General features: G+C 55.6%; 21 protein-coding genes and 1 pseudogene. 6 read left to right on the top strand and 16 right to left on the bottom strand.

Annotation, left to right across the window (positions count from 1 at the left end; genetic code table 11):
* Window positions 1-105 precede the first annotated feature (105 nt).
* The 12 genes and pseudogenes from alaS to A8O29_RS05160 all read right to left on the bottom strand — a co-directional run bounded on the left by alaS (window position 106) and on the right by A8O29_RS05160 (window position 11638).
* Window positions 106-2733, bottom strand: a complete 2628-nt coding sequence (gene alaS, locus A8O29_RS05205; protein WP_125352046.1) for an alanine--tRNA ligase — start codon at window positions 2731-2733, stop codon at window positions 106-108.
* Between the two features lie 131 nt (window positions 2734-2864).
* Complete coding sequence (gene recX, locus A8O29_RS05200) at window positions 2865-3365, bottom strand: recombination regulator RecX (RefSeq protein WP_110511374.1); 501 nt, start codon at window positions 3363-3365, stop codon at window positions 2865-2867.
* Between the two features lie 149 nt (window positions 3366-3514).
* Window positions 3515-4573, bottom strand: coding sequence for a recombinase RecA (recA, locus tag A8O29_RS05195; protein ID WP_125352047.1), 1059 nt, complete (start codon window positions 4571-4573; stop codon window positions 3515-3517).
* 73 nt (window positions 4574-4646) lie between these two features.
* Window positions 4647-5144: a nicotinamide-nucleotide amidase gene (pncC, locus tag A8O29_RS05190; protein ID WP_125352128.1), complete on the bottom strand. Its 498-nt coding sequence runs from the start codon at window positions 5142-5144 to the stop codon at window positions 4647-4649.
* A gap of 136 nt (window positions 5145-5280) precedes the next feature.
* Window positions 5281-6159 (bottom strand): metal ABC transporter substrate-binding protein, encoded by an 879-nt coding sequence (locus tag A8O29_RS05185; protein ID WP_125352048.1) that lies wholly within the window; start codon window positions 6157-6159, stop codon window positions 5281-5283.
* Between the two features lie 14 nt (window positions 6160-6173).
* Window positions 6174-7034: a metal ABC transporter permease gene (locus A8O29_RS05180; RefSeq protein ID WP_125352049.1), complete on the bottom strand. Its 861-nt coding sequence runs from the start codon at window positions 7032-7034 to the stop codon at window positions 6174-6176.
* Window positions 7031-7708 carry a metal ABC transporter ATP-binding protein gene (locus tag A8O29_RS05175; RefSeq protein WP_125352050.1) on the bottom strand — a complete coding sequence of 226 codons (678 nt, stop codon included), beginning with the start codon at window positions 7706-7708 and terminating at the stop codon, window positions 7031-7033. Before A8O29_RS05175 ends, A8O29_RS05180 begins: the two co-directional genes overlap by 4 nt.
* A gap of 234 nt (window positions 7709-7942) precedes the next feature.
* On the bottom strand, window positions 7943-9022 hold the full coding sequence (gene mltB, locus A8O29_RS05170) for a lytic murein transglycosylase B (RefSeq protein ID WP_125352051.1): 1080 nt from the start codon (window positions 9020-9022) through the stop codon (window positions 7943-7945).
* Between the two features lie 136 nt (window positions 9023-9158).
* Window positions 9159-10172, bottom strand: a complete 1014-nt coding sequence (locus A8O29_RS05165) for a HoxN/HupN/NixA family nickel/cobalt transporter (RefSeq protein ID WP_125352130.1) — start codon at window positions 10170-10172, stop codon at window positions 9159-9161.
* A pseudogene (locus A8O29_RS22690) lies at window positions 10172-10291 on the bottom strand (hypothetical protein); the annotation flags it as partial. The gene A8O29_RS05165 and the pseudogene A8O29_RS22690, both read right to left, overlap by 1 nt.
* A 104-nt stretch (window positions 10292-10395) precedes the next feature.
* On the bottom strand, window positions 10396-10524 hold the full coding sequence (locus A8O29_RS22855; RefSeq protein ID WP_275942414.1) for a hypothetical protein: 129 nt from the start codon (window positions 10522-10524) through the stop codon (window positions 10396-10398).
* 100 nt (window positions 10525-10624) lie between these two features.
* Window positions 10625-11638, bottom strand: a complete 1014-nt coding sequence (locus tag A8O29_RS05160) for a LacI family DNA-binding transcriptional regulator (RefSeq protein ID WP_125352052.1) — start codon at window positions 11636-11638, stop codon at window positions 10625-10627.
* A 199-nt stretch (window positions 11639-11837) separates the two neighbouring features.
* On the opposite strand from A8O29_RS05160, the gene ascF reads away from it, so the two are divergent.
* Complete coding sequence (gene ascF / locus A8O29_RS05155; protein WP_125352053.1) at window positions 11838-13307, top strand: PTS cellobiose/arbutin/salicin transporter subunit IIBC; 1470 nt, start codon at window positions 11838-11840, stop codon at window positions 13305-13307.
* 3 nt (window positions 13308-13310) lie between these two features.
* Window positions 13311-14729 carry a 6-phospho-beta-glucosidase gene (locus A8O29_RS05150; RefSeq protein ID WP_125352054.1) on the top strand — a complete coding sequence of 473 codons (1419 nt, stop codon included), beginning with the start codon at window positions 13311-13313 and terminating at the stop codon, window positions 14727-14729.
* A gap of 55 nt (window positions 14730-14784) precedes the next feature.
* Here A8O29_RS05150 and hycI read toward each other — a convergent pair whose 3' ends face one another.
* Both hycI and A8O29_RS05140 read right to left on the bottom strand, forming a co-directional pair.
* The gene (gene hycI / locus A8O29_RS05145; RefSeq protein ID WP_174081225.1) at window positions 14785-15240 is read right to left on the bottom strand and encodes a hydrogenase maturation peptidase HycI; all 456 of its coding nucleotides are present in this window, start codon (window positions 15238-15240) and stop codon (window positions 14785-14787) included.
* A gap of 320 nt (window positions 15241-15560) precedes the next feature.
* Entirely contained in the window at window positions 15561-15905 is a 345-nt protein-coding gene (locus A8O29_RS05140; RefSeq protein WP_125352132.1) for a nitrous oxide-stimulated promoter family protein, read from the bottom strand.
* 202 nt (window positions 15906-16107) lie between these two features.
* On the opposite strand from A8O29_RS05140, the gene A8O29_RS05135 reads away from it, so the two are divergent.
* Window positions 16108-16629: a C40 family peptidase gene (locus A8O29_RS05135; RefSeq protein WP_125352055.1), complete on the top strand. Its 522-nt coding sequence runs from the start codon at window positions 16108-16110 to the stop codon at window positions 16627-16629.
* Window positions 16630-16675: 46 nt separating this feature from the next.
* Here the strand turns inward: A8O29_RS05135 and A8O29_RS05130 are convergent, their stop codons facing one another.
* The gene (locus tag A8O29_RS05130; RefSeq protein ID WP_125352056.1) at window positions 16676-17545 is read right to left on the bottom strand and encodes a LysR family transcriptional regulator; all 870 of its coding nucleotides are present in this window, start codon (window positions 17543-17545) and stop codon (window positions 16676-16678) included.
* Window positions 17546-17645: 100 nt separating this feature from the next.
* Between A8O29_RS05130 and A8O29_RS05125 the strand changes: the two genes are divergently transcribed.
* The 3 genes from A8O29_RS05125 to mutS all read left to right on the top strand — a co-directional run bounded on the left by A8O29_RS05125 (window position 17646) and on the right by mutS (window position 21939).
* A complete protein-coding gene (locus A8O29_RS05125) occupies window positions 17646-18839 on the top strand; it encodes an MFS transporter (protein ID WP_125352057.1) in 1194 nt (397 codons plus the stop codon).
* Between the two features lie 126 nt (window positions 18840-18965).
* A complete protein-coding gene (locus A8O29_RS05120; RefSeq protein ID WP_338055814.1) occupies window positions 18966-19226 on the top strand; it encodes a SymE family type I addiction module toxin in 261 nt (86 codons plus the stop codon).
* Between the two features lie 151 nt (window positions 19227-19377).
* Window positions 19378-21939 carry a DNA mismatch repair protein MutS gene (mutS, locus tag A8O29_RS05115; protein ID WP_125352059.1) on the top strand — a complete coding sequence of 854 codons (2562 nt, stop codon included), beginning with the start codon at window positions 19378-19380 and terminating at the stop codon, window positions 21937-21939.
* A 69-nt stretch (window positions 21940-22008) separates the two neighbouring features.
* Here mutS and A8O29_RS05110 read toward each other — a convergent pair whose 3' ends face one another.
* Window positions 22009-22899: a LysR family transcriptional regulator gene (locus tag A8O29_RS05110; RefSeq protein WP_125352061.1), complete on the bottom strand. Its 891-nt coding sequence runs from the start codon at window positions 22897-22899 to the stop codon at window positions 22009-22011.
* Window positions 22900-22989: the final 90 nt, after the last annotated feature.

Raw genomic sequence — 22989 nt, 5'->3', positions numbered from 1 at the left:
AGTTTAGCCGATTTACACAATTTCAACCTGACTTTATCGTTGTCAGTCTTGCTAATGCAAGGCGCTAAAACCGCATGGTTAAAGCGCCCGCCGCGTTTATTGTTATTACAGTTTTGCGCTGACCCAGCCTTTTACGCTGGCCAGTGCGGCCGGGAGAGCCGCTGCATCCGTACCACCGGCTTGCGCCATATCAGGACGACCGCCCCCTTTACCGCCCACCTGCTGAGCGACCATACCAATCAGTTCCCCTGCCTTCACGCGGTCAGTCACATCCTTAGAGACTCCCGCAATCAGAGAAACCTTATCGTCTGCGACTGTAGCCAATACCACAATCGTAGAACCCAACTGGTTCTTCAGATCGTCGACCATAGTACGCAGCATCTTCGGTTCAACGCCAGTAAGTTCACTCACCAGCAGTTTCACGCCATTGATTTCTTCAGCTTTGCTGGAGAGGTTTGCACTCTCCTGCGCGGCAGCCTGCTCTTTCAGCTGCTGCAACTCTTTTTCCAACTGGCGGGTACGTTCAAGGACAGAACGGACCTTTTCAGTCAGGTTATGGCTGTCGCCTTTAACCAAATGCGCCACATCGTTCAGCACATCGCTCTGCGAATGCAGAATGGCAATCGCACCTTCGCCGGTCACCGCTTCGATACGACGCACGCCTGCCGCCGTACCGGATTCAGAGGTGATACGGAACAGGCCGATATCGCCGGTACGTTTAGCATGTGTACCGCCGCACAGCTCAGTAGAGAAATCACCCATGCTGAGGACGCGCACGCGCTCATCATATTTCTCGCCGAACAGCGCCATAGCGCCTTTCGCTTTTGCGTCTTCCAGTTCCATGACGTGGGTTTCGATAGGCAGGTTGCGACGGATCTGGGCATTGACCAGGTCCTCAACCGCGCGGATCTCTTCCGGCTTCATGGCTTCGGAATGGGAGAAGTCAAAGCGCAGCGCTTTGTCATTCACCAGGGAACCTTTCTGCGCAACGTGGGTGCCGAGCACCTGGCGCAGCGCCGCGTGCATCAGGTGCGTCGCGGAGTGATTCAGCAGAATACGTGCGCGGCGAGCTTCATCTACGTCAGCCTGTACCGCGTCGCCCACTTTCAGGGAGCCGCTATCGAGCGTACCGAGATGACCAATGGCCTGGCCGTATTTCTGCGTGTCGCTGACGCTGAAGGCACAGCCTGCGCCTTTCAGTTCGCCTTTATCACCGACCTGGCCGCCAGATTCTGCATAGAATGGCGTCTGGTCCAGAACGACAACCGCATTCTGACCCGCAGCGATAGCGTCAACGGCTTTACCGTCTACGAACAGCGCGGTCACTTTCGCGTTCAGCTCCAGATGGTCGTAGCCTTTAAATTCAGAAGCGCCGTCAACGCGGATCATCGCGTTGTAGTCTGCGCCAAAGCCGCTGGATTCACGCGCACGACGGCGCTGCTCTTCCATTGCGGCTTCGAAGCCTGCTTCATCTACTTTGAGGTTGCGCTCACGGCAAACGTCCGCCGTCAGGTCAACCGGGAAGCCGTAGGTGTCGTACAGACGGAAAGCGGTTTCGCCATCCAGCGTATCGCCTTTCAGCTTCGACAATTCCTCATCCAGCAGTGCCAGACCACGCTCAAGCGTACGGGCAAACTGCTCTTCTTCGTTTTTCAGCACCTGCTCAACCTGGGCCTGCTGACGCTTCAGTTCTTCGCCTGCAGAACCCATCACGCCAACCAGCGGGCCAACCAGTTTCCAGAAGAAGCTCTCTTTAGCGCCAAGCATGTTGCCGTGACGAACCGCACGACGAATGATACGACGCAGCACGTAGCCACGGTTTTCATTCGACGGGATAACGCCATCGGCAATCAGGAACGCACATGAACGAATGTGGTCCGCGATCACGCGCAGAGATTTGTTGCTGAGATCGGTTGCACCGGTCTCTTTCGCCACGGACTGAATCAGGGTGCTGAACAGGTCAATGTCATAGTTGGAGTTCACGTGCTGCAGCACAGCCGCGATACGCTCCAGACCCATACCGGTATCAACCGACGGCTTCGGCAGCGGTTCCATCGTGCCATCGGCTTGACGATTGAACTGCATGAAGACGATGTTCCAGATCTCAATATAACGGTCGCCGTCTTCTTCCGGGCTTCCCGGAGGGCCACCCCAAATGTGATCGCCATGATCAAAGAAGATTTCGGTGCACGGGCCGCACGGACCGGTATCGCCCATCTGCCAGAAGTTATCTGAGGCATACGGCGCGCCTTTGTTGTCGCCGATACGGATAATACGCTCACGCGGAACACCCACTTCGTTGGCCCAGATTTCGAATGCTTCGTCATCGGTTTCATACACGGTGACCCACAGACGCTCTTTTGGCAGCGCAAACCAGTTCTCACCGGTCAGCAGCTCCCAGGCGTACTGGATAGCATCATGTTTGAAGTAGTCGCCGAAGCTGAAGTTGCCCAGCATTTCGAAGAAAGTATGGTGACGCGCGGTGTAACCGACGTTTTCCAGATCGTTGTGCTTACCGCCCGCACGTACGCAGCGCTGCGAAGTGGTCGCGCGGGAATAATTACGCTTGTCGAGACCAAGGAACACGTCCTTGAACTGGTTCATCCCGGCGTTGGTAAACAGCAGAGTCGGGTCGTTGTTTGGCACCAGGGAGCTGCTGGCAACTACCTGATGTCCCTTGCTATGGAAAAAGTCGAGAAACGCCTGACGGATCTCAGCGGTGCTCTTGCTCATAATTATCCTGGAATCACGCTAACGGATTGTTGCAGGCCGCAGCTGAACAGTTTTTACACAGTCAGGCGACCCGGCGGAAAAAGTGGGAATAAGATAAGTTTTCTTGGGAGGGAAGTAAAATACCGAGTGACTCAGTCGGCAACATTTCGCCAAATTTGCTGGATATCTTCCATTAGATAACCCCGGTTAAGGAGGAATCGCTGCACCTTCACTTTTTCTGCAAATACAGTGGGAAGCGGTTCACCGTATTTTCGCTGCGCTTGCCCCCGGGCAAGTTCCATCCAGTCAATTTCACACTCGTACATGGCCTGATCGATATCCGTTCGGCCAATGCCTTTTTGGTTCAATTCCTGGCGAATGCGCGCCGGACCATAACCCTTGCGGCCACGGCTGGCGATGAACTGACGCGTGAACCGTACATCATCCAAATAGTTGCTTTCTATACACCAGGCAACGACCTTGTCCACCTCTTCCGGCGGCGCGTCTATGGGTTCCGGCCCCTTTTTGGTCAGCACCGGCGCCACCAGTTTTCGACGCAACTCTTTTTCACTGTGATCGCGCATCGCCAGGATGCGAATCGCCCTGTCCAGCAGACGCGCATAAGCGGAACGACGCGGTGAGCTTTCAGTCATATCTGGCCCTTAATAAATGCAAAATTTGAGCGGGATGAAAAAGCAAAAGGGCCGCATCAGCAGCCCTTTATCATTTCAACAGTGATACCCGTCATACTTCAAGTTGTGGCTGCCATGGCGTGCCTGCAACTCGCATTATTTAGGATAAATCAGAAATCTTCTTTGGTTTCTTCAACGCTGTTGTCATCAACGGTGAAAGCCGGCTTGTCATCCTGATTGCTCAGCAGCAGCTCGCGCACTTTCTTCTCGATTTCTTTCGCCGCAGCCGGATTCTCTTTCAGCCAGGAGATAGCGTTCGCTTTACCCTGACCAATTTTGTCACCGTTGTAGCTGTACCATGCGCCCGCTTTCTCGATCAGCTTTTCTTTCACGCCGAGGTCAACGAGTTCGCCAAAGAAGTTGATGCCTTCACCGTAGAGGATCTGGAATTCAGCCTGTTTGAACGGTGCCGCGATTTTATTTTTCACGACTTTCACGCGGGTTTCGCTGCCGATGACGTTATCGCCATCTTTCACCGCGCCGATGCGACGGATATCAAGGCGTACGGAGGCGTAGAATTTCAGCGCGTTACCGCCGGTGGTGGTTTCCGGGTTACCGAACATCACACCGATTTTCATACGGATCTGGTTGATGAAGATAAGCAACGTGCTGGACTGCTTCAGGTTACCGGCCAGTTTACGCATCGCCTGGCTCATCATACGTGCCGCGAGGCCCATGTGAGAGTCACCGATTTCACCTTCGATTTCCGCTTTCGGCGTCAGCGCCGCAACGGAGTCGACGATGATGACGTCAACCGCACCAGAACGGGCCAGCGCATCACAGATTTCCAGCGCCTGCTCACCGGTGTCCGGCTGAGAACACAGCAGGTTATCGATATCGACACCCAGTTTGCGTGCATAGACCGGGTCCAGCGCGTGCTCTGCATCGATAAACGCACAGGTTTTGCCTTCACGCTGTGCCGCAGCAACAACCTGGAGAGTCAACGTGGTTTTACCGGAAGATTCTGGTCCGTAAATTTCAACAATACGACCCATCGGCAGGCCGCCAGCCCCCAGAGCGATGTCCAGAGAAAGCGAACCGGTGGAGATGGTTTCCACGTCCATGGAACGGTCTTCACCCAGGCGCATGATAGAGCCTTTACCGAATTGTTTTTCGATCTGGCCGAGTGCTGCCGCCAACGCTTTCTGTTTGTTTTCGTCGATAGCCATTATTGCTCCTGTCCGGGTGTTACCGCGTAAATTCTGTTTCGTTGAGGCAATTATACTGTATGGTCATACAGTATCAAGTGTTTTGTAGAAATTGTTGCCACAGCAGTTGCAAGGCATAAGCTGTAGCCTGACGGCGCACGGCTTCGCGGTCTCCTGCGAAGCATTCCTGGTAAGTAAAACCTTGTCCATTCGCACAGGCCAGGCCAAACCATACCGTGCCAACCGGCTTTTCTTTGCTGCCGCCATCGGGCCCTGCAATGCCGCTCACGGAGATCGCATAAGTAGCCCGCGCCGCGCGCAGTGCGCCAATCGCCATTTCGACCACCACCGGTTCACTGACCGCGCCATGGTTCAATAGCGTCTCTTCGCGCACGCCAATCATCTGGGATTTGGCTTCGTTGCTGTAAGTGACAAACCCCCGCTCAAACCAGGCAGAACTGCCGGATATATCGGTCAGTACTTTGGCAATCCAACCCCCGGTGCAGGATTCCGCCGTGGTGACGGTCGCACCCTGCGCCTTCAGCGCCAGCCCAATCTCTTCGCTGAACGCCATCAATTCACTGTCGGTCATCGTCATCTCTCGCCGCCTGAAAAAGATGTTCAACAAGATACCATTTTCTTTCGCAGGAGGGAGATGACGTGATGATTTTACGAGGACGCTTCAGAAAAATCGTGCAGCGCCCCGAATATCGGGGCGCTTCTCAGAATTACTTCATACTATCGGCAAGGGCATCCACATTGTGACGCAGCATTTTGACGTAGTTGTCAGCGACACCGCCCGGTTTCGATAGCGCCTCAGGATAGAGTTCGCCGCCAGGCTGTGCGCCAGTCGCCGTCGCAATTTGTTTTACCAGACGCGGATCGAGCTGGTTTTCCATAAACCAGGTATGCACGCCACCCGCTTTAATCTGATTGATGAGAGCGCCCACCTGCGCCGCGCTGGCTTCACTTTCTGACGACAGCCCTTGCGGCGCCATGAAAGTCACGCCGTAAGCCCGACCGAAATAGCCAAACGCATCATGACTGGTCAACACTTTACGCTTTGCCTGCGGAATAGCGTCGAAGCGCGCCTTTGCCCAACCGTCAATTTCCTTCAGCTGGGCGATATATTTCTGCCCGCTGGCATTGAGTGCAGCCTCATCCTGCGGGTCAGCTTTTACCAGCCCGGCCAGAATATTTTGTGCGTACAGCGCACCGTTTGTCGCGCTGTTCCACGCATGCGGATCCGTCACAGTTTTACCGTCCTCATCCAGGGTGTGCGTTTTCACCCCGGCCGAAGCCACCACCAGCTCACCTTTAAACCCGGACGCCTTCACCAGCCTGTCCAGCCAGCCTTCCAGCCCCAGGCCGTTGACCACGACCACATCAGCCTTGCTCAACAGCACACTGTCTTTGGGGGAAGGTTCAAAAGTGTGTGGATCGCCGTCCGGCCCAACCAGCGTATCGACGTGGACGTGCTCTCCCCCGACCTGCTGAACCATGTCGCCGAGCACTGAAAAGCTCGTCACCACGTTCAGCGTTTTCGCCATTGCGCCCTGCGAAAGCGCACCCAGCGCAAGCGCCAGAATCAATCCCGTTCTTTTCATCATTTCCCCTTGCGTTAAAAAAGCGCTCGCAGACTGAAAGCCAGCCGGCTGCGCATGCCAAAAAATATCGAAATGAAAAACAGTCCGCTGGCGGTCAGCACGATTGACGGCCCCGCAGGCAAATTGGCCGACCACGACAGGCTCAAGCCGAGCCAGGCACAGAACGCACCGCTGACTGCCGCGAACAGTAAAATACCGGGTAGGGTTTGCGCCCAGCAGCGCGCGGCGATGGCCGGCAGCATCATGACGCCGACTGCCATCAGCGTGCCCAACACCTGAAAGCCCGCCACCAGGTTAATCACCAGCAGCGCCAGAAACAGTCCATGCAATAGCGACGGTAAGCGGCGGGCATTGACTTCCAGCCACGCGCTGTCGAAGGCCTCGCTGACCAGCCCGCGATAAAGCAGCGCCATCACCACCAGCGTCAGGCTGGCCACGCCGGAGACGAACAGCGCTGCATCGTTGTCGACTGCCAGAATCGAACCAAACAGTAAATGCAGCAGATCTACGCTGGAGCCGCGCAGGGACACGAGGGTGACGCCCAGCGCCAGCGAGCCGAGATAAAATCCGGCAAAGCTGGCATCTTCCTTTAGCGGCGTGCGACGGCTAACCCAACCGGCAACCAGCGCGACCGCTATTCCCGCAATAAATCCGCCGATGGTCATCGCCAACAGCGACATTCCGCTCAGCAGATACCCCACGGCAACGCCGGGTAAAATCGCGTGCGACAGCGCATCGCCCATCAGGCTCATCCGCCGCAGCAAGAGGAAAACGCCGAGCATCGTGGTGCTGACCGACAGCGCCAGACACACCACCAGCGCGCGACGCATGTAGCCAAACTCGATAAAGGGCTGAAAGAAGGTGTGCCAAATCATGCGCGCCTCGTGTGGTCGAAGGCCGCCAGAATGGTAGGCGTGTCGCCCCAGCGGGCGTGCTGTGATTCCAGTAAAAGCGTTTCCGGGAAGTGGCGAGCCACGCGCAAATTGTCATGCAGTACGGCGAGAACGGTTTGTCCTTCGCGATGCATTTCAAGGATCAGCTCCATCAGCACCTGATTGGTGGCTTCATCGATTCCGGTGAACGGTTCATCCAGCATCACTAGCGGCGCCTGCTGAACCAGCACCCTGGCGAACAGCATTCGCTGAAACTGACCGCCTGAAAGCGTTTCAATGGGCGAAGCACCAAGCGACGACAGCCCTACTCTTTCCAGTGCCGAAGCAATCCTGCGGCGCATTTCAGCATTGAGACCGCGAAACAGCGACACGCGCGGCCATGCCCCCTGGCTCACCACGTCATAGACGCTCAGTGGAAACTGCGATTCCAGAGCATGACGTTGTGCCAGCCAGCCAATCACCTGGCGCGGTCCGTGCCAGCGCAACTGCCCACTGACCGGAGGGATGAATCCCGCCAGCGTTTTCAATAATGTGGATTTACCGCAGCCGTTAACGCCGATGATCGCCGTCAGCGAACCGGTCTCAATCGTGCCGCAGAGAGTGGGGGTAATGGCCTGCTGATCGTAGCCCGCCACCAAATGGTCGAGTTCAATCATGGGAGCGCCACCGCCCAGCAGGTCGCCAGCCACAGTATGGCCAGCACAAACAGAGCCAAAGCCAGCCGCAGCAGGCCGGAGGCGTTAAACAGGGAAAAAGGAATCATCGCCAACCTCAATTATGTTATAACATAACAATAATGAGATTAGCGAAAGTTGTAAATCTGCGTCTGACGTTGAGGCTGTATCGAAATATTTCAGACTCCCCTCCCGCAGGAGGGGATACAGGCAGGATTACTGCTGAGCGCGCGCCGCCGCCACTGCCTGGCCAAGCTGCCAGACAGCCATCGCGTAGTGCGTGCTGTGGTTGTAGCGGGTGATGGTGTAGAAGTTCGGCAAGCCGTACCAGTACTCATACCCGGTGCCCACGTCGAGACGTAACAGGCTCGCCTGCTGATGATCGCCCAGCGACTGCGTCGGCGATAATCCTGCGGCTGAAAGCTGTGACACGCTGTAGTTCGTTTTGAAACCGTTATCCAGGCCTGGCGCCTGGCCCGCAGCTGGCACCGCAACCTGATCGCCCTTCACCCAGCCATGCTGTTTGAAGTAGTTGGCTACGCTGCCGATCGCATCGTCCGGATCCCACAGATTGATGTGACCGTCGCCGTTGAAGTCCACGGCGTACTGCTTATAGGAGGACGGCATAAACTGGCCGTAACCCATCGCACCGGCAAACGAGCCTTTCAGATCCAGCGGATCGTCCTGCTCATCGCGCGCCATTAACAGGAAGGTTTCCAGCTCGCCGGAGAAGTACTTCGCCCGACGCGGATAGTTGAACGACAGCGTCGCCAGCGCATCCAGAATGCGGGTTTTGCCCATCACACGGCCCCAGCGGGTTTCAACGCCGATAATGCCGATGATAATTTCCGGCGGAACGCCGTACACCTGCCAGGCGCGGGTCAGTGCGTCCTGATGTTCATTCCAGAACGCGACGCCGTTTTGCACGTTGTCCGGGGTAATAAACTGTTTGCGATAGCGCAGCCAGGCGCCGTTCGGCCCGGTCGGAGCCTGCGCCGTCGGTGCCTGACGGTCCATCAGACGCAAAACGTAATCCAGACGTTTGGCCTGAGAGAGAATTTCATGCAGTTGCTGGCGGTCAAAGCCATGCTTACTGACCATCGAATCGATGAACTGATCCGCCGCCGCGTTGTTGGCGAAGTCGCCGCCCATCAGGGTCGTATTATGCTGCGGCTCCAACAGGAATCCGCCAGAGGTATTCGTCGTGGTCGGCGCTTCGGCGGTTTTCGGTTTACTGCTGCAGGCAGCAACCAGCACGCAGAGCGGGAGTAAGGTCAGGTAACGACGCTTCAACATGTGACATCCATTTAGCTAATTCGGCAAGAGCAAGTATGGTAAACATCCCGCACATGATAAGAAAGCGCAAGGCGGCACCGGCCAAAAATATATTTTTAAACGCCTTTCTTGAGCCCCAGCCGCTTTGCAGCCGATGTTACACGCTAAGTGCGTCATACCCACGCCAGCGGTACACCGCCAGGGAAACGACCCAGCAGGCGATAAACAGCCCAATCACGATGAATCCGGCATTGCCGAGATTGTCATTCAACGCGCCGACCCAGTTCCACAGCCCGCCGCTAAAGCCAAATTTATCCATCAGCAGACCCAGCGCTTCCAGGCCACCGATAAACAGCGCCACCACGACCGACGTGCCGGTAATGGTCATGTTGTAGTAAAGCTTACGCTGAGGTTTGTTGAAGGCCCAGCCGTACGCCCCGACCATCAGCACGTTATCAAGCGTATCCACCAGCGCCATGCCGCTGGCAAACAGCGCCGGGAAAATCATGATGCTCCAGATAGACATCCCGCTGGATGCGCTGGCGGCGGTGATCCCCAACACGCCAATTTCAGTGGCAGTATCGAAGCCGAGGCCAAACAAAAAACCAACCAGATACATGTGCCAGCTTTTGTCGATCAGGCGGAACGTCTTGCCGAACAGCCAGCTCATCATCCCGCCGGTAGCCACCGGATCGCTGTTGAACGGCTTGCCCTGTTTAAACGCGCGGAAGCTGCGCCAGATACCGCGCAGAATAACCAGGTTGATGAAGGCCATCGCCAGCAGGAATAATGACGACACCGCGGTGCCAATCAGGCTACCGGTGTCGTGAAACCAGCTCATGTGTTGCTGGAATGCCGTCGCAGTAGCTGCAATCGCCGCCGAAGCCAGCACCACAATCGAGGAATGCCCGAGCGAGAACCACGCCCCAACACCAAACGGGCGTTTGCCCTGCTGCATCATTTTACGTGTGACGGTATCAATCGCGGCGATATGGTCGGCATCGACCGCATGGCGCAGGCCGTAGCCCCAGGCCAACAGACTGGCCGCCATCAGCGCCCCGCTCTCACCAAACACCTGCCACGCCCAACACCACGCCAGTAGATTGGCCATCATCAGCACGAAAACCAGTAGTGCTGCGCGCGGCTGTTGGCGTAAAAGCCTCATCAGCATCATCCGTTCCCTTCCTCCTGGAGGCGGGCTGCGGCAATCGCCGCCTGCCCATATGAAATTCCGCCGTCGTCTGCAGGCAAACATTGCGGAAAGAAAAGTGTAAAACCAGACAGATAAAACGGGCGCGATCACTTAGCCCAGGCCGTCGAGCGCGTTTTTCGCCTCCAGAACGGCCGGAGACACCGGAGTGTTAAGCAATTTTTGTGCCTGTTTCGACAGGAAATTATCCTGAGGCAGCATCACCGCCAGCGGCTTCGTCGGGCGCGTTTTCCAGGGCGTCGATGCGCACCAAAAAGGGGCAATGCACCTGAAGCTGCACAGCAAAGCCGTCTTCTGCACCAACGAAGTGCATTAGCACGCCTTCCGCACCATTATTAAAATGACTTTTTATCAAGGAATTAGGACGTTAGACATCTGTCATCGACATTAATGACGACAACAGATGAAAGGCGTCAGGCGTGGGGCCCAGAGATGACGGAATCACGCAGCATTAGCTCGCCGGGGAAGGATTGTTGTAGATGAAATTCACCGCCGTCGAGCATACACATCAAGCGGTTAATGGTTTCTTCAATCATTTCAGTGACCGGGATTTTGACGCTCGACAGGGCCGGAACGATATAAGGCGCAAGAGCAATATCGTCAAAGCCAATCACCGACACCTGCTCCGGCACGCGCCATCCCGCGGTATTGAGCTGCTTGATGGCCCCGATAGCCATGTCGTCGTTGCTCGCCACCAGTGCAGTGAACGGAATCCCGCGCGCTAACAGCGCTTCGACGCCTGTCGCACCGGTGGCTGGGGTCCATTTACCTTCTGCAATCCACGCGTCTCTCACCGGAATGTCGTTGTGCTCTAGTGCCGCTTTGTAGCCCGCGAGGCGTTCGATCCCCGTCGGTGAATCCAGCGAGCCGGTAATGAACGCGATATCGCGATGGCCCATCGCAATCAGCCGCTCAACTGCCGCCTGGCTGGAGGCTTTTTGATCCGACCACACGCAGTGGCTGGCGTTGCCGCGCAACCGTCGATTCAACACCATAATCGGCCGCTCGTGATCGTGGATGATCGCGTCCATCTCATCCGGCGTCAGAAAGCGCGGGTAGATGATGATCGCGTCACAGCGCAGATCGAGCAGATACTGGATCGCCGCCCGCTCCTCTTCCGCGCTGTGTTTTCCGTCGGCCAGGATCAGCTGCCGGCCCTGATCTTCAGTCAGACGCGCGGCGTGAAACAGCAGCTCGCTGAAGTAGACGCCGTGATACAGGGTGTTCGTAACCACCAGGCCCAGCGTCTGGCTTTTTTTGGTTGCCAGATTGCGCGCCAGCAAATTCGGGCGATACCCGCTTTCGCCGATCGCCTGATACACGCGGTCTTTGGTTTCCTGGCTGACGTAGCCATTACCCGACAGCACGCGGGATACGGTGGCTTTCGACACGCCAGCGCGCTTCGCCACTTCCAGCATCGTTGCCATGTTACTCATCCGTCTGAAAAAAGTGCTGGCAGTGTACTTCAGCCTAAGCCGATTTTCAGCAATGACGATTTGAAGTGATCAACTTCACGAAAACAAAATAGATCCCACCTCTCTCTTGTTTCACCAATCCGATCTCTTCATGATTTTGTGGAACCGGTTTCCTACACAAATTTTAATCACAATAAGATGGATTGATCCGATGTCGAAAAATTATGCCGCACTGGCCCGTGATGTGGTGGCCGCACTGGGCGGCGCTAACAACATCACCGCCGCGACCCACTGCATGACGCGACTGCGTTTTGTGCTTAACGACCCGACTCTCGCCGATGCCGCAACGCTGAAAGCCCTCAAAGGCGTACTCGGCTTGGTACGCAGCGATAACCAGTGCCAGGTGATCATCGGCAACACCGTTTCTCAGGCCTACAAAGAAGTGATGAATCTTCTGCCGGGTAACCTGCAACCCGCCATGGAACAAGGGCCACAGAAATTGACCCTGCGTCGAATCGGCGCGGGCATTCTGGATGCACTGATCGGCACCATGTCGCCGCTGATCCCGGCGATCATCGGCGGTTCGATGGTGAAACTGCTGGCGATGGTGCTGGAGATGTCCGGTGTGCTGCCCAAAGGCGCGCCGACGTTGACTATTCTGACGGTGATTGGCGATGGCGCATTCTTCTTCCTGCCGCTGATGGTCGCCGCATCTGCCGCGGTGAAATTCAAAACCAATATGTCGCTGGCGATTGCCATTGCAGGCGTACTGGTGCATCCGAGCTTTATTGAGCTGATGGCGAAAGCCGCGCAGGGCGAGCACGTGGAGTTCGCATTCATTCCGGTGACGGCGGTGAAATATACCTACACGGTGATTCCAGCGCTGGTGATGACCTGGTGCCTGTCCTATATCGAGGTCTGGGTCGACAAAATCACGCCTGCGGTCACAAAAAACTTCCTCAAGCCGATGCTGATTGTGTTGATTGCCGCTCCGCTGGCTATCCTGTTGATTGGCCCGATTGGCATCTGGATCGGCAGTGGCATTTCCGCCGTGGTGTACACCGTTCATGGCTACCTTGGCTGGCTTTCGGTGGCGATTATGGGCGCACTGTGGCCGTTGTTGGTGATGACCGGGATGCACCGCGTATTCACCCCAACCATCATTCAGACCATTGCCACCACCGGCAAAGAAGCGATGGTAATGCCGTCTGAAATTGGTGCCAACCTGTCTCTCGGTGGCTCATCGCTGGCGGTAGCGTGGAAAACCAAAAACCCGGAACTGCGTCAGACGGCGCTGGCCGCAGCGGCTTCCGCTATCCTCGCGGGTATTTCAGAACCGGCACTGTACGGCGTGGCGATTCGCCTGAAACGTCCATTGATTGCGAGCCTGATCAGCGGTTTCATCTGCGGTGCCATTGCAGGTATCGCCGGGCTGGCAAGTCATTCGATGGCCGCGCCAGGGCTGTTTACAAGCGTCCAGTTCTTTGACCCGGCCAATCCGATGACCATCGTCTGGGTGTTCGGCGTGATGGCGCTGGCAGTGGTGCTCTCCTTCGTGCTGACGCTGCTGCTGGGCTTTGAAGATATTCCGGTGGAAGAAATCCCTGCTGTCGACGGTGCCGAGCAGGCGCGCAAAGCGCAAGGCATCGCCGCAACCGTTCAACCTTTACAAGCGAGGTAACGCATGTTTCCGAAAGGATTTTTATGGGGCGGCGCTCTGGCCGCTAACCAGTCTGAAGGCGCGTATCTGGAGGGCGGAAAAGGCCTGACCACCGTCGACACTATCCCGCACGGTGCCAACCGTATGCCGGTCAAACTGGGGCTCGACAAGCGCTTCACCTTACGCGAGGACGAATACTATCCGAGCCACCAGGCGATCGATTTTTACCATCGCTATAAAGAAGATATCGCGCTGATGGCGGAGATGGGCTTCACGGTGTTCCGCACCTCGATTGCCTGGGCGCGTCTGTATCCGAACGGCGACGAATTAACGCCAAACGAAGAGGGCATCGCGTTCTACCGCGACCTGTTCACCGAGTGCAAAAAATACAACATTGAGCCGCTGGTGACCCTGTGCCATTTCGACGTACCGATGCACCTCGTGGTGGAATACGGTTCGTGGCGTAACCGTAAAATGGTGGAATTCTTTACCCGCTACGCCCGCACCTGTTTTGAAGCCTTCGACGGTCTGGTGAAATACTGGCTGACCTTCAATGAAATTAACATCATGCTACACAGCCCGTATTCCGGGGCCGGGCTGGTGTTTGAAGAAGGTGAGAATCAGGAGCAGGTGAAATATCAGGCTGCTCACCATGAGCTGATTGCCAGCGCACTGGCAACCAAAATCGCCCATGAGGTGAACCCGCAGAACCAGGTCGGCTGTATGCTGGCGGGCGGCAACTTCTATCCGTATTCCTGCAAGCCGGAAGACGTGTGGATGGCGCTTGAGAAGGACCGCGAAAACCTGTTCTTTATCGATGTCCAGGCGCGTGGCGCGTATCCAGCCTATTCTGCCCGCGTGTTCCGCGAGAAAGGCGTGACTATCGAGAAAGCACCGGGCGATGATGAAATCCTGAAGAACACCGTCGATTTTGTGTCGTTCAGCTATTACGCATCACGCTGCGCCTCTGCGGATATGAACAGCAATAACACCAACGCGGCCAACATCGTCAAGTCGCTGAAAAACCCGCACATCAAAGCCAGCGAATGGGGCTGGGGTATTGACCCGCTGGGCCTGCGCATCACCATGAACATGATGTATGACCGCTATCAGAAACCGCTGTTCCTCGTGGAAAACGGGCTTGGCGCAAAAGACGTGGTGGAAGCTAACGGTGAAATTAACGATGACTATCGCATCAGCTATTTGCGCGAGCACATTCAAGCGATGGGCGATGCCATTGATGACGGTATTCCGGTGATGGGTTACACCACTTGGGGCTGTATCGATCTGGTGGCGGCGTCGACCGGCGAGATGAGCAAACGCTACGGATTCGTGTATGTCGACCGCGACGATGCCGGGAACGGCACGCTGGCGCGTTCGCGCAAGAAATCGTTCTGGTGGTATAAGAAAGTGATCGCGAGTAACGGGGAAGATTTGGCGTAACACTATTGCCCGGTGGCGCTAACGCTTACCGGGCCTACGCCCACCGGGTATTTCCCTACAACCGCTCAAACCCGCCGTAACCGACCCACCCTTCCAGCCGCTGATACACCACTTCCGTCGCCGCTTTCACTTTCTCAGTCATCGGATAATAGAAGCCGACAATATCTGGCTGAATGCCGAGGAAAATCACTTCGCCCGCATCCTCTTTCAACTGTTCTATCAGACAGTTGATCGGCATATTGTGGGTGGTCATCAGAAACATCTCAGCAATATCATCAGGATCGACAATACGTATCTCACCGGGATCCAGCCCCATGTCGCTAGCATCGACAATTAACAAGCGCTTCGGCTTCATTTCGCGGATCGCCGCCACTTCCCTTTCCGGCGCGCTGCCGCCGTCAAGCACCAGCCAGTCTCCTTTTGGCGCTGTGGCACACATTTCCGCGAGCAGCGGCCCAGCGCCGTCGTCACCCATCATGCTGTTGCCGACACACAGTAATACGTTGGACACGCTTTCCTCCCAATAAAAAGGGTCTGAATGAGCAAACTACCCATTGATAAGAATGAATAATCCTAAGAGGGGTATCTTATATTGCACGCAGCCCAAAAATAATGATCTCAAATAGCATTGCAGCTGCATCCCACCGCGCTGAGATTTTCCTAAACAGACTGAAACGATGAATGATGTAAAGAGGTTAAGTGGCAATAAAGTAAGAACCATTCACATTTCAAATACGAAATGGAATAATCAATTGATTGCCATGAACAATATTATCGCCTGAATGTCTTACTTATCCAGATGCCGACGCTGAGTGAAATTCCGCGAGCTCACTATTTCTTCGGTCGATATTTTTCCGGGAGCTCAGGTACCGCGCGCTTATCATCAATCAAATGCAACACCGTCAGCAGCGGATGCCGCCACAGCATTCGCGGCCCCGCCCAGCGCATAATCTGCTTCATCTCTTCCCGCTTAGCGGGCTGATAGCAATGCACCGGGCATTGTTTACAGGCCGGTTTGTCTTCACCAAAGACACATTTGTCGAGCCGCTTTTCGGCATAGGCATTGAGAGCCGCATAGTGCTCTGGCGCTGAAGTAGCCTGCGGACAGCGTTTTGCATAGAGCGCAATCATCCGGCCGATAGTGAGCTTTTCTCTGCGAATACGACTGTCCATCATGCTTCCCCGAATCATAAGTTGCATCAATAATACCCTTTAAAAATCAGCGATTCCAGCCACACCGCCGATCTCAGTCCAAAATGAGACCGCACAACATCTGGACAAAAAATGAGCGCAGTATATTATTTGCTCACCTTCCGGGAGGAGTCCGGTCATTTATTCGTAAGGATTTTTTCGCTCTTTATTAAAGACTTTCTCATTTATGAATTTATCTAAATTATTCCCTGCAATGGTGCTGTGTGCCACCACCATCATTGCTGGTCATGCTTGTGCTTTTAATCTGCCAACCAGTTTTACCACTCTGAAAGAAAGTAGTATTACCACTAAAGTTTCAGCCCCGCAGTCAAACAATATAAAATCAAAAATTCTTGCTGAATATTCTCAATGGAAGGGTACGCGTTATCACTGGGGCGGTAGCTCACATAGTGGAATCGACTGTTCCGCGCTGATGCAGGCGATTATTCACGGTTCGATGAACATGAATCTGCCGCGCACGACGAGCCAGCAAATTCATAATGGTTATCATATCGCTCAGGGTGAATTAAAGCCCGGTGACCTCGTATTTTTCAAAACGTCAAAATCGACCCGACATGTCGGCGTGTATGTGGGAAATAATGAATTTATCCATGCGTCGAAAATAAAAGGGGTCACTGTTTCAAGTCTTGCCAATAATTACTGGCAAGCTCACTACGAAACCGCCCGCCGTATTACTGAAAACGCATAAAGAAAACCCCGGTAATGTCAGAACATCACCGGGGTTTTTTCATCTTTTACGACAACAGACGTATCACTTCCGCCATTCCTCTGCTGAGAATTTTGTCCGGGCGCATCACGAATGCCAGCTGGCGATGCAGAACAGGCATCAGCGAATGAACCTCTAATCCTTCGCTGTCGAATGCACTCGCAACCGCCATCTGCGGCACAATACTCACCCCAAGCCCTGCCCTCACCAGCCGTTTGATTGCCTCAATACTGCCCGATTCCATCACCGGTGATATCGCCAGACCGCTGGCAGAAAACCAGCTATCGATGAGCAAACGCGTTCCACTGCCTTCTTCGAAAGCAATCAACGGTAAGGTATGCAGGCTGTCAGGTGTGAATGGCATCTTCCCCTCGCCCGCGCGGCAGATAAACACAAATTCCTCTTCCCGGCAGCAGTTAATCACCAACTGACGACTGCTAACAGGCAGCGTGACCAATCCCAGATCGAGGCGATTCTCTTCCACCGCCCGCACAATATCGACCGTGTTTCCCGTCGTGACACCAACCTGCAGCGAAGGGTAGGTCTCACGCAGATATTGCAGCGCGGGAGGCAGCAGATGAATACACGCCGTCGCGCCGGTGCCAATTCGCACCTGGCCGCTCACCTCCTGCGAAACCTCACTCACTGCCCGCACCGCATCCTCAACGGCCTGCGAAATTCTCTCACTTTGAGCCAGTAATACGAGGCCCGCCGCAGTTGCCGTCACGCCGCGTCCGGTCCTTTCAACCAGCCTGGCGCGCAGCGCTTGTTCAAGCTGTCGGATTTGCAGACTGACCGCAGGCTGCGACAGGCCCAGCGCATCGGCGGCGGCGGAAAAACTTCCACGCCCGACAACCAGACGAAAAGTGGTTAAGTGACTCAAATTGAGGGACGTCATCTCAAAGTTTTTCTCATACGCTGCATCAGGTTACGCCCCTGCCACCTTACGAGTGAGCGGCATAGGCTGGGTGCCTTTGTAATAACATTGAGAGAAAACAATGACCAGCGATTATCTGACGCCCACTCGACAAGTGACGACCTGTGCTGGGCTGAGCCAGCTCATCAACTGGGGCATCTCCTTTTATATGCCGGGCACCTTTGCCCACGCCATCACGCTCACCACCGGCTGGTCGCCTTCATTCATATACGGAGGGTTAACGCTGGCGATGCTGATCATGGCAGCTATCTCCCCTTTCACCGCCAGGCTGCTGGCGCTGTTTGGGGATCAGCGCCTGGTACTAACCGGCACGCTGCTCATCGCCTGTGGGTGTTTTATGCTCTCGCTTTCTGCGACCAAAATTTTATGGATTACGGGCTGGAGCGTTATCGGAGTTGGGATGCGTTTGTCGCTATATGACGCTCTGTTCGCAGTATTAGTCGGCCTTTATGGACCCGCTGCGCGCCGGGTGATTTCTCAGGTCGCACTGCTTGGCGGCCTGGCCTCGGTCGTGTTCTGGCCGCTGGGAACCCTGTTGCTGGAATGGGTCTCCTGGCATACGGCCCTGTTTATCTATGCCTGCGTAGGATTGCTCAACGCGGGGTTAGTGCGGGCAATCCCCAATCGCCTGTCACCGCGAAAGATTCAAGCAAACCCCGCCTCCCGGGATACAACGGCCCGTTTACCCGGCATCCTCTATGCCCTGTTTATCGCGCTAATGACCTTTGTCTCGAACGGAACGTCAACGCACCTGCCGGAACTCATCGCTAACTTCGGACTTCCCGTCACCGTAGGAATGCTGTGGGGCGTGGGTCAGACGGGGGCACGGCTGCTCGATGTTCTCTCAGGCCAGCGCCTGACGCCCGCTCGACTGGCGGTCATAACGTCGTTACTGATCCCGCTGTGCTTTCTGCTCGCGTTGACCGCCAAGGTTGCACCTGCTGCTATTGCGGGGTTTGCCCTCGGATACGGTGCGGTCAACGGGCTGATGACGGTGGTGAAAGCCACTCTGCCATTGCAACTCTTCAACCCGGAACAGTACGCCGAACGCACCGGTTTGCTGCTGATCCCCGGCCAGTTGCTGGCAGCCGCGTCCCCCTTTGCCTGGGCATGGTTGGGCAGCCACGCAGGCATAGAAGGTACGCTGTGGTTTTCGTTGTCACTCGGGCTGGCGATCGCCATCCTTGCTCTGGCACTGGCGAAATGCGTCCGGGCGCGTCGCGCGTTTTCCGAGCTGGTATCCAGTAATCCATGAAACGACCGTACCGTTTCAATTTCTCAGGAAGACAGCACGCACTTTGCATTTTTCCCCCATCAAGATGCTGGACTGGTTTCACGTTCTTTTTATACTGCGCCACAGACGGCAAAGGAGTGAATGGCGATGAATCTTCCCAACGCATTAGTGGTAAATGCAGTAAAAACAGCGCGTCAGATCAAAGTGAGCTACGTCAGAAAGCGCCATCAGGATCCAAAAACCGGGCGTACACGTCATTACAGTTGTCATCCAAGCCTGGTGCTTAGCGGTAACTGGCTCGAGGAGGCAGGATTCCCTACCGGGGTAAATGTCTCCGTGAGCGTGCAGCACGGACAGCTGATTCTGAAGCCAGAGTCTTCAGCCATCACACGGCCAATTGAGGCCTGAAACAGGTCATTTTTTGTTGAAATTTCAGGCCCGCTGTCAACGCAGTTTTTACTGCGAGAAAGCCACCGTTCATGCGACAATAGCGCCATCTTATGCGCATGAAAAATGCCTGAATACACTTGTTTTTCAACGAAATGGACATCATAACTCCATGACCACACTTGAAAATTTCGAAGCCCACACGCCGATGATGCAGCAGTACCTGAAGCTGAAAGCACAGCATCCGGAAATTCTGCTGTTTTACCGTATGGGCGATTTTTACGAGTTGTTTTATGACGACGCCAAACGCGCTTCTCAGCTGCTTGATATTTCGCTGACCAAACGCGGCGCGTCAGCGGGCGAGCCGATCCCAATGGCGGGCGTGCCGTACCATGCGGTCGAAAACTATCTTGCTAAGCTGGTTAATCTGGGTGAATCCGCTGCCATCTGTGAGCAGGTTGGCGACCCGGCGACCAGCAAAGGTCCCGTAGAGCGTAAAGTCGTGCGCATCGTGACGCCAGGCACTATCAGTGATGAGGCGCTGTTGCAGGAGCGTCAAGATAACCTGCTGGCCGCCATCTGGCAGGACGCGAAAGGCTACGGCTTCGCCACGCTGGATATCAGCTCCGGGCGTTTTCGCCTGAGTGAACCAGCAGACCGCGAAACCATGGCCGCCGAGCTGCAGCGCACCAACCCGGCCGAGCTGCTGTACGCCGAAGACTTCGCTGAAACGGCGCTGATAGAAGGCCGCCGCGGGCTTCGTCGTCGCCCGCTGTGGGAGTTCGAAATTGACACCGCACGCCAGCAGTTGAATATGCAGTTTGGTACTCGCGACCTGGTTGGCTTTGGCGTGGAAAATGCGCCACGCGGCCTGTGTGCGGCGGGCTGTTTGCTGCAATACGTCAAAGATACGCAGCGCACGTCCCTGCCGCATATTCGCTCTATCACCATGGAACGCCAGCAAGACAGCATCATTATGGATGCAGCCACCCGTCGTAATCTGGAGATAACCCAGAACCTGGCGGGCGGTCTCGAAAATACACTTGCTGCAGTACTCGACCGAACTGTCACGCCTATGGGCAGCCGTATGCTGAAGCGCTGGCTGCATATGCCGGTTCGCGATACGCAGGTGTTGACCGAACGTCAGCAAACGCTGGGCGCGTTGCAGGATCGCTGCGATGAATTGCAGCCGGTGCTGCGCCAGGTTGGCGATCTGGAACGTATTCTGGCGCGTCTGGCACTACGCACTGCACGCCCACGCGATCTCGCGAGAATGCGCCACGCCTTCCAGCAACTTCCTGAGTTACGCGAACAGCTTGCGAAGGTCGATAGCGCACCCGTTCAAAAACTGCGCGAAACGATGGGCGAATTTACCGAACTGCGCGAACTGCTTGAACGCGCAATCATCGATGCCCCACCGGTGCTGGTCCGCGACGGTGGCGTCATTGCACCGGGTTATAACACCGAACTCGACGAGTGGCGGGCACTGGCCGATGGCGCAACCGACTATCTCGATAAGCTTGAAATCCGCGAGCGCGAACGTCTGGGCCTGGATACCCTGAAAGTCGGTTACAACGCCGTGCACGGGTACTACATCCAGATCAGCCGTGGCCAAAGTCATATGGCGCCTATTCATTACGTTCGCCGCCAGACGCTGAAAAACGCTGAACGCTACATCATTCCGGAACTGAAAGAGTACGAAGACAAAGTTCTGACGTCGAAAGGCAAAGCCCTGGCGCTCGAAAAACAGATGTACGACGAACTATTCGACCTGCTACTGCCTCATCTGGCGGACCTGCAACAGAGCGCCGCGGCACTGGCTGAACTCGACGTGCTGGTAAACCTGGCCGAGCGGGCATATACCCTGAATTATAGCTGTCCAACCTTCACCGATAAGCCAGGTATTCGTATCACTGAAGGTCGTCACCCGGTAGTCGAGCAAGTGCTGAATGAGCCGTTTATTGCCAACCCGCTGACGTTGTCTCCGCAGCGTCGAATGCTGATCATTACCGGTCCTAACATGGGCGGTAAAAGTACCTATATGCGCCAGACTGCGCTGATTGCCTTGCTGGCCTACATTGGCAGCTACGTTCCGGCGCAGAAAGTGGAAATAGGCCCTATCGACCGGATCTTCACTCGCGTTGGCGCGGCGGACGATCTGGCCAGTGGTCGCTCGACGTTCATGGTCGAAATGACAGAAACCGCCAATATTTTGCATAACGCCACCGAGCAAAGCCTGGTTCTGATGGATGAAATTGGTCGTGGCACCTCGACCTACGACGGGCTGTCGCTGGCGTGGGCGTGTGCCGAAAGCCTGGCCAATCGCATCAAAGCCATGACGCTGTTTGCCACCCACTACTTCGAGCTGACGCAACTGCCGGAGAAAATGGAAGGCGTCGCCAACGTTCATCTCGACGCGCTGGAACACGGCGATACCATTGCCTTTATGCACAGCGTGCAGGATGGCGCAGCCAGCAAGAGTTATGGCTTAGCCGTTGCCGCGCTGGCTGGCGTACCGAAAGAAGTGATTAAGCGTGCGCGCCAGAAACTGCGCGAGCTGGAAAGCCTGTCGCCAAGTGCGGGTGCGACTCAGGTCGACGGCACGCAGATGTCACTGCTTTCAGCGCCGGAAGAAACGTCGCCCGCCGTTGAAGCGCTGGAGAATCTCGACCCGGATTCACTCTCTCCGCGTCAGGCGCTGGAGTGGATTTACCGCCTGAAAAGTCTGGTGTAACGCCTCATAGTACAGACGGTCGATACCGAGGCCACCACAACAGCCGAAAGCGTAATGCTTTCGGCTTTTTTATTCGCCCACGCTTTCGCGCAGGAAATCGATAAACGCCCGCACTTTCGCCGACACATGCCGGGCATCTGGATACACGGCGTAAATCCCCTGCGTTGGAAAATGATAATTCGGTAAAATCTGTACCAGCCGTTTTTCTGCCAGTTCCGTTTGCACCAGCCATTCCGGTAACAGCGCCACACCGCATCCGGCAAGCGTAAAAGCCAGCAGCGCCTGTGCACTGTCGGCCGACAATCGGGCGCTCTTTTCTATTTCCAGAGACACATTTTTGCCGTGAGCATCCTTCAACTGCCACGAAAGTGCATTTTGCACACGCTCATGAATAATCCACTCAGCCTGAGCAAGTGCTTTAAGCGAAGTGACCGGGTTCTTCGACAACCACGCCGGGGATGCAACAGGCACAATCGAGAACCGGGAAATCTGCGCCGCGCGATAGTGCGAATCCGCCAGGGCGCCGAGGCGGACAGCGACATCAAAACGCTCTGAAATTAAATCTGCATGATGTGACGACGCCACGTGTCGCACTCGAAGGGCCGGATGCAGCTGACTGAACTGCGCCAGTGCCGGGATTACCACTCGCGAGCCATATTCAGGCGTGCTGGTAATCCGCAGTTCACCGCTTAATCCCAGGTGGCTGCCCCGCACATCATCCTGCAAATTTTCTGCCGCTTTCAGCAATTCAACACCGCGTTGATAAAAGACGCTGCCCGCTTCCGTGAGCGTCAGCCGTCGAGTGGAGCGCAACAGGAGGGTGACGCCAAGCTCATTCTCCAGCTGCCGAACGTTGAAACTGACGACCGCTTTGGTCAGCCCCATCGCGGCTGCCGCGGCGGTAAAACTGCCGGTGTCGACGACTGCCGCAAACAGCGTGACGCGTTGTAAATTGAGCATACTTATCCGTATTACTGTCAAAATTATTTTGACAGTATATCGTCGTTTACGCCGTTTATCCCCTTACCAGACATCGCTACAGTAGCGCTC

Source organism: Scandinavium goeteborgense (assembly GCF_003935895.2).
Lineage (GTDB): Bacteria > Pseudomonadota > Gammaproteobacteria > Enterobacterales > Enterobacteriaceae > Scandinavium > Scandinavium goeteborgense.
Note: the sequence above shows the minus strand (reverse complement) of the source record. Positions and strands in the feature narration are given on the sequence as shown.

Excerpts from the sequence above, each read along its gene's own strand:
- alaS (WP_125352046.1), bottom strand. The coding sequence starts at position 2,733 with ATGAGCAAGAGCACCGCTGAGATCCGTCAGGCGTTTCTCGACTTTTTC.
- recX (WP_110511374.1), bottom strand. The coding sequence starts at position 3,365 with ATGACTGAAAGCTCACCGCGTCGTTCCGCTTATGCGCGTCTGCTGGAC.
- recA (WP_125352047.1), bottom strand. The coding sequence starts at position 4,573 with ATGGCTATCGACGAAAACAAACAGAAAGCGTTGGCGGCAGCACTCGGC.
- pncC (WP_125352128.1), bottom strand. The coding sequence starts at position 5,144 with ATGACCGACAGTGAATTGATGGCGTTCAGCGAAGAGATTGGGCTGGCG.
- A8O29_RS05185 (WP_125352048.1), bottom strand. The coding sequence starts at position 6,159 with ATGAAAAGAACGGGATTGATTCTGGCGCTTGCGCTGGGTGCGCTTTCG.
- A8O29_RS05180 (WP_125352049.1), bottom strand. The coding sequence starts at position 7,034 with ATGATTTGGCACACCTTCTTTCAGCCCTTTATCGAGTTTGGCTACATG.
- A8O29_RS05175 (WP_125352050.1), bottom strand. The coding sequence starts at position 7,708 with ATGATTGAACTCGACCATTTGGTGGCGGGCTACGATCAGCAGGCCATT.
- mltB (WP_125352051.1), bottom strand. The coding sequence starts at position 9,022 with ATGTTGAAGCGTCGTTACCTGACCTTACTCCCGCTCTGCGTGCTGGTT.
- A8O29_RS05165 (WP_125352130.1), bottom strand. The coding sequence starts at position 10,172 with ATGCTGATGAGGCTTTTACGCCAACAGCCGCGCGCAGCACTACTGGTT.
- A8O29_RS22855 (WP_275942414.1), bottom strand. The coding sequence starts at position 10,524 with ATGCACTTCGTTGGTGCAGAAGACGGCTTTGCTGTGCAGCTTCAGGTG.
- A8O29_RS05160 (WP_125352052.1), bottom strand. The coding sequence starts at position 11,638 with ATGGCAACGATGCTGGAAGTGGCGAAGCGCGCTGGCGTGTCGAAAGCC.
- ascF (WP_125352053.1), top strand. The coding sequence starts at position 11,838 with ATGTCGAAAAATTATGCCGCACTGGCCCGTGATGTGGTGGCCGCACTG.
- A8O29_RS05150 (WP_125352054.1), top strand. The coding sequence starts at position 13,311 with ATGTTTCCGAAAGGATTTTTATGGGGCGGCGCTCTGGCCGCTAACCAG.
- A8O29_RS05140 (WP_125352132.1), bottom strand. The coding sequence starts at position 15,905 with ATGATGGACAGTCGTATTCGCAGAGAAAAGCTCACTATCGGCCGGATG.
- A8O29_RS05135 (WP_125352055.1), top strand. The coding sequence starts at position 16,108 with ATGAATTTATCTAAATTATTCCCTGCAATGGTGCTGTGTGCCACCACC.
- A8O29_RS05130 (WP_125352056.1), bottom strand. The coding sequence starts at position 17,545 with ATGACGTCCCTCAATTTGAGTCACTTAACCACTTTTCGTCTGGTTGTC.
- A8O29_RS05125 (WP_125352057.1), top strand. The coding sequence starts at position 17,646 with ATGACCAGCGATTATCTGACGCCCACTCGACAAGTGACGACCTGTGCT.
- A8O29_RS05120 (WP_338055814.1), top strand. The coding sequence starts at position 18,966 with ATGAATCTTCCCAACGCATTAGTGGTAAATGCAGTAAAAACAGCGCGT.
- mutS (WP_125352059.1), top strand. The coding sequence starts at position 19,378 with ATGACCACACTTGAAAATTTCGAAGCCCACACGCCGATGATGCAGCAG.
- A8O29_RS05110 (WP_125352061.1), bottom strand. The coding sequence starts at position 22,899 with ATGCTCAATTTACAACGCGTCACGCTGTTTGCGGCAGTCGTCGACACC.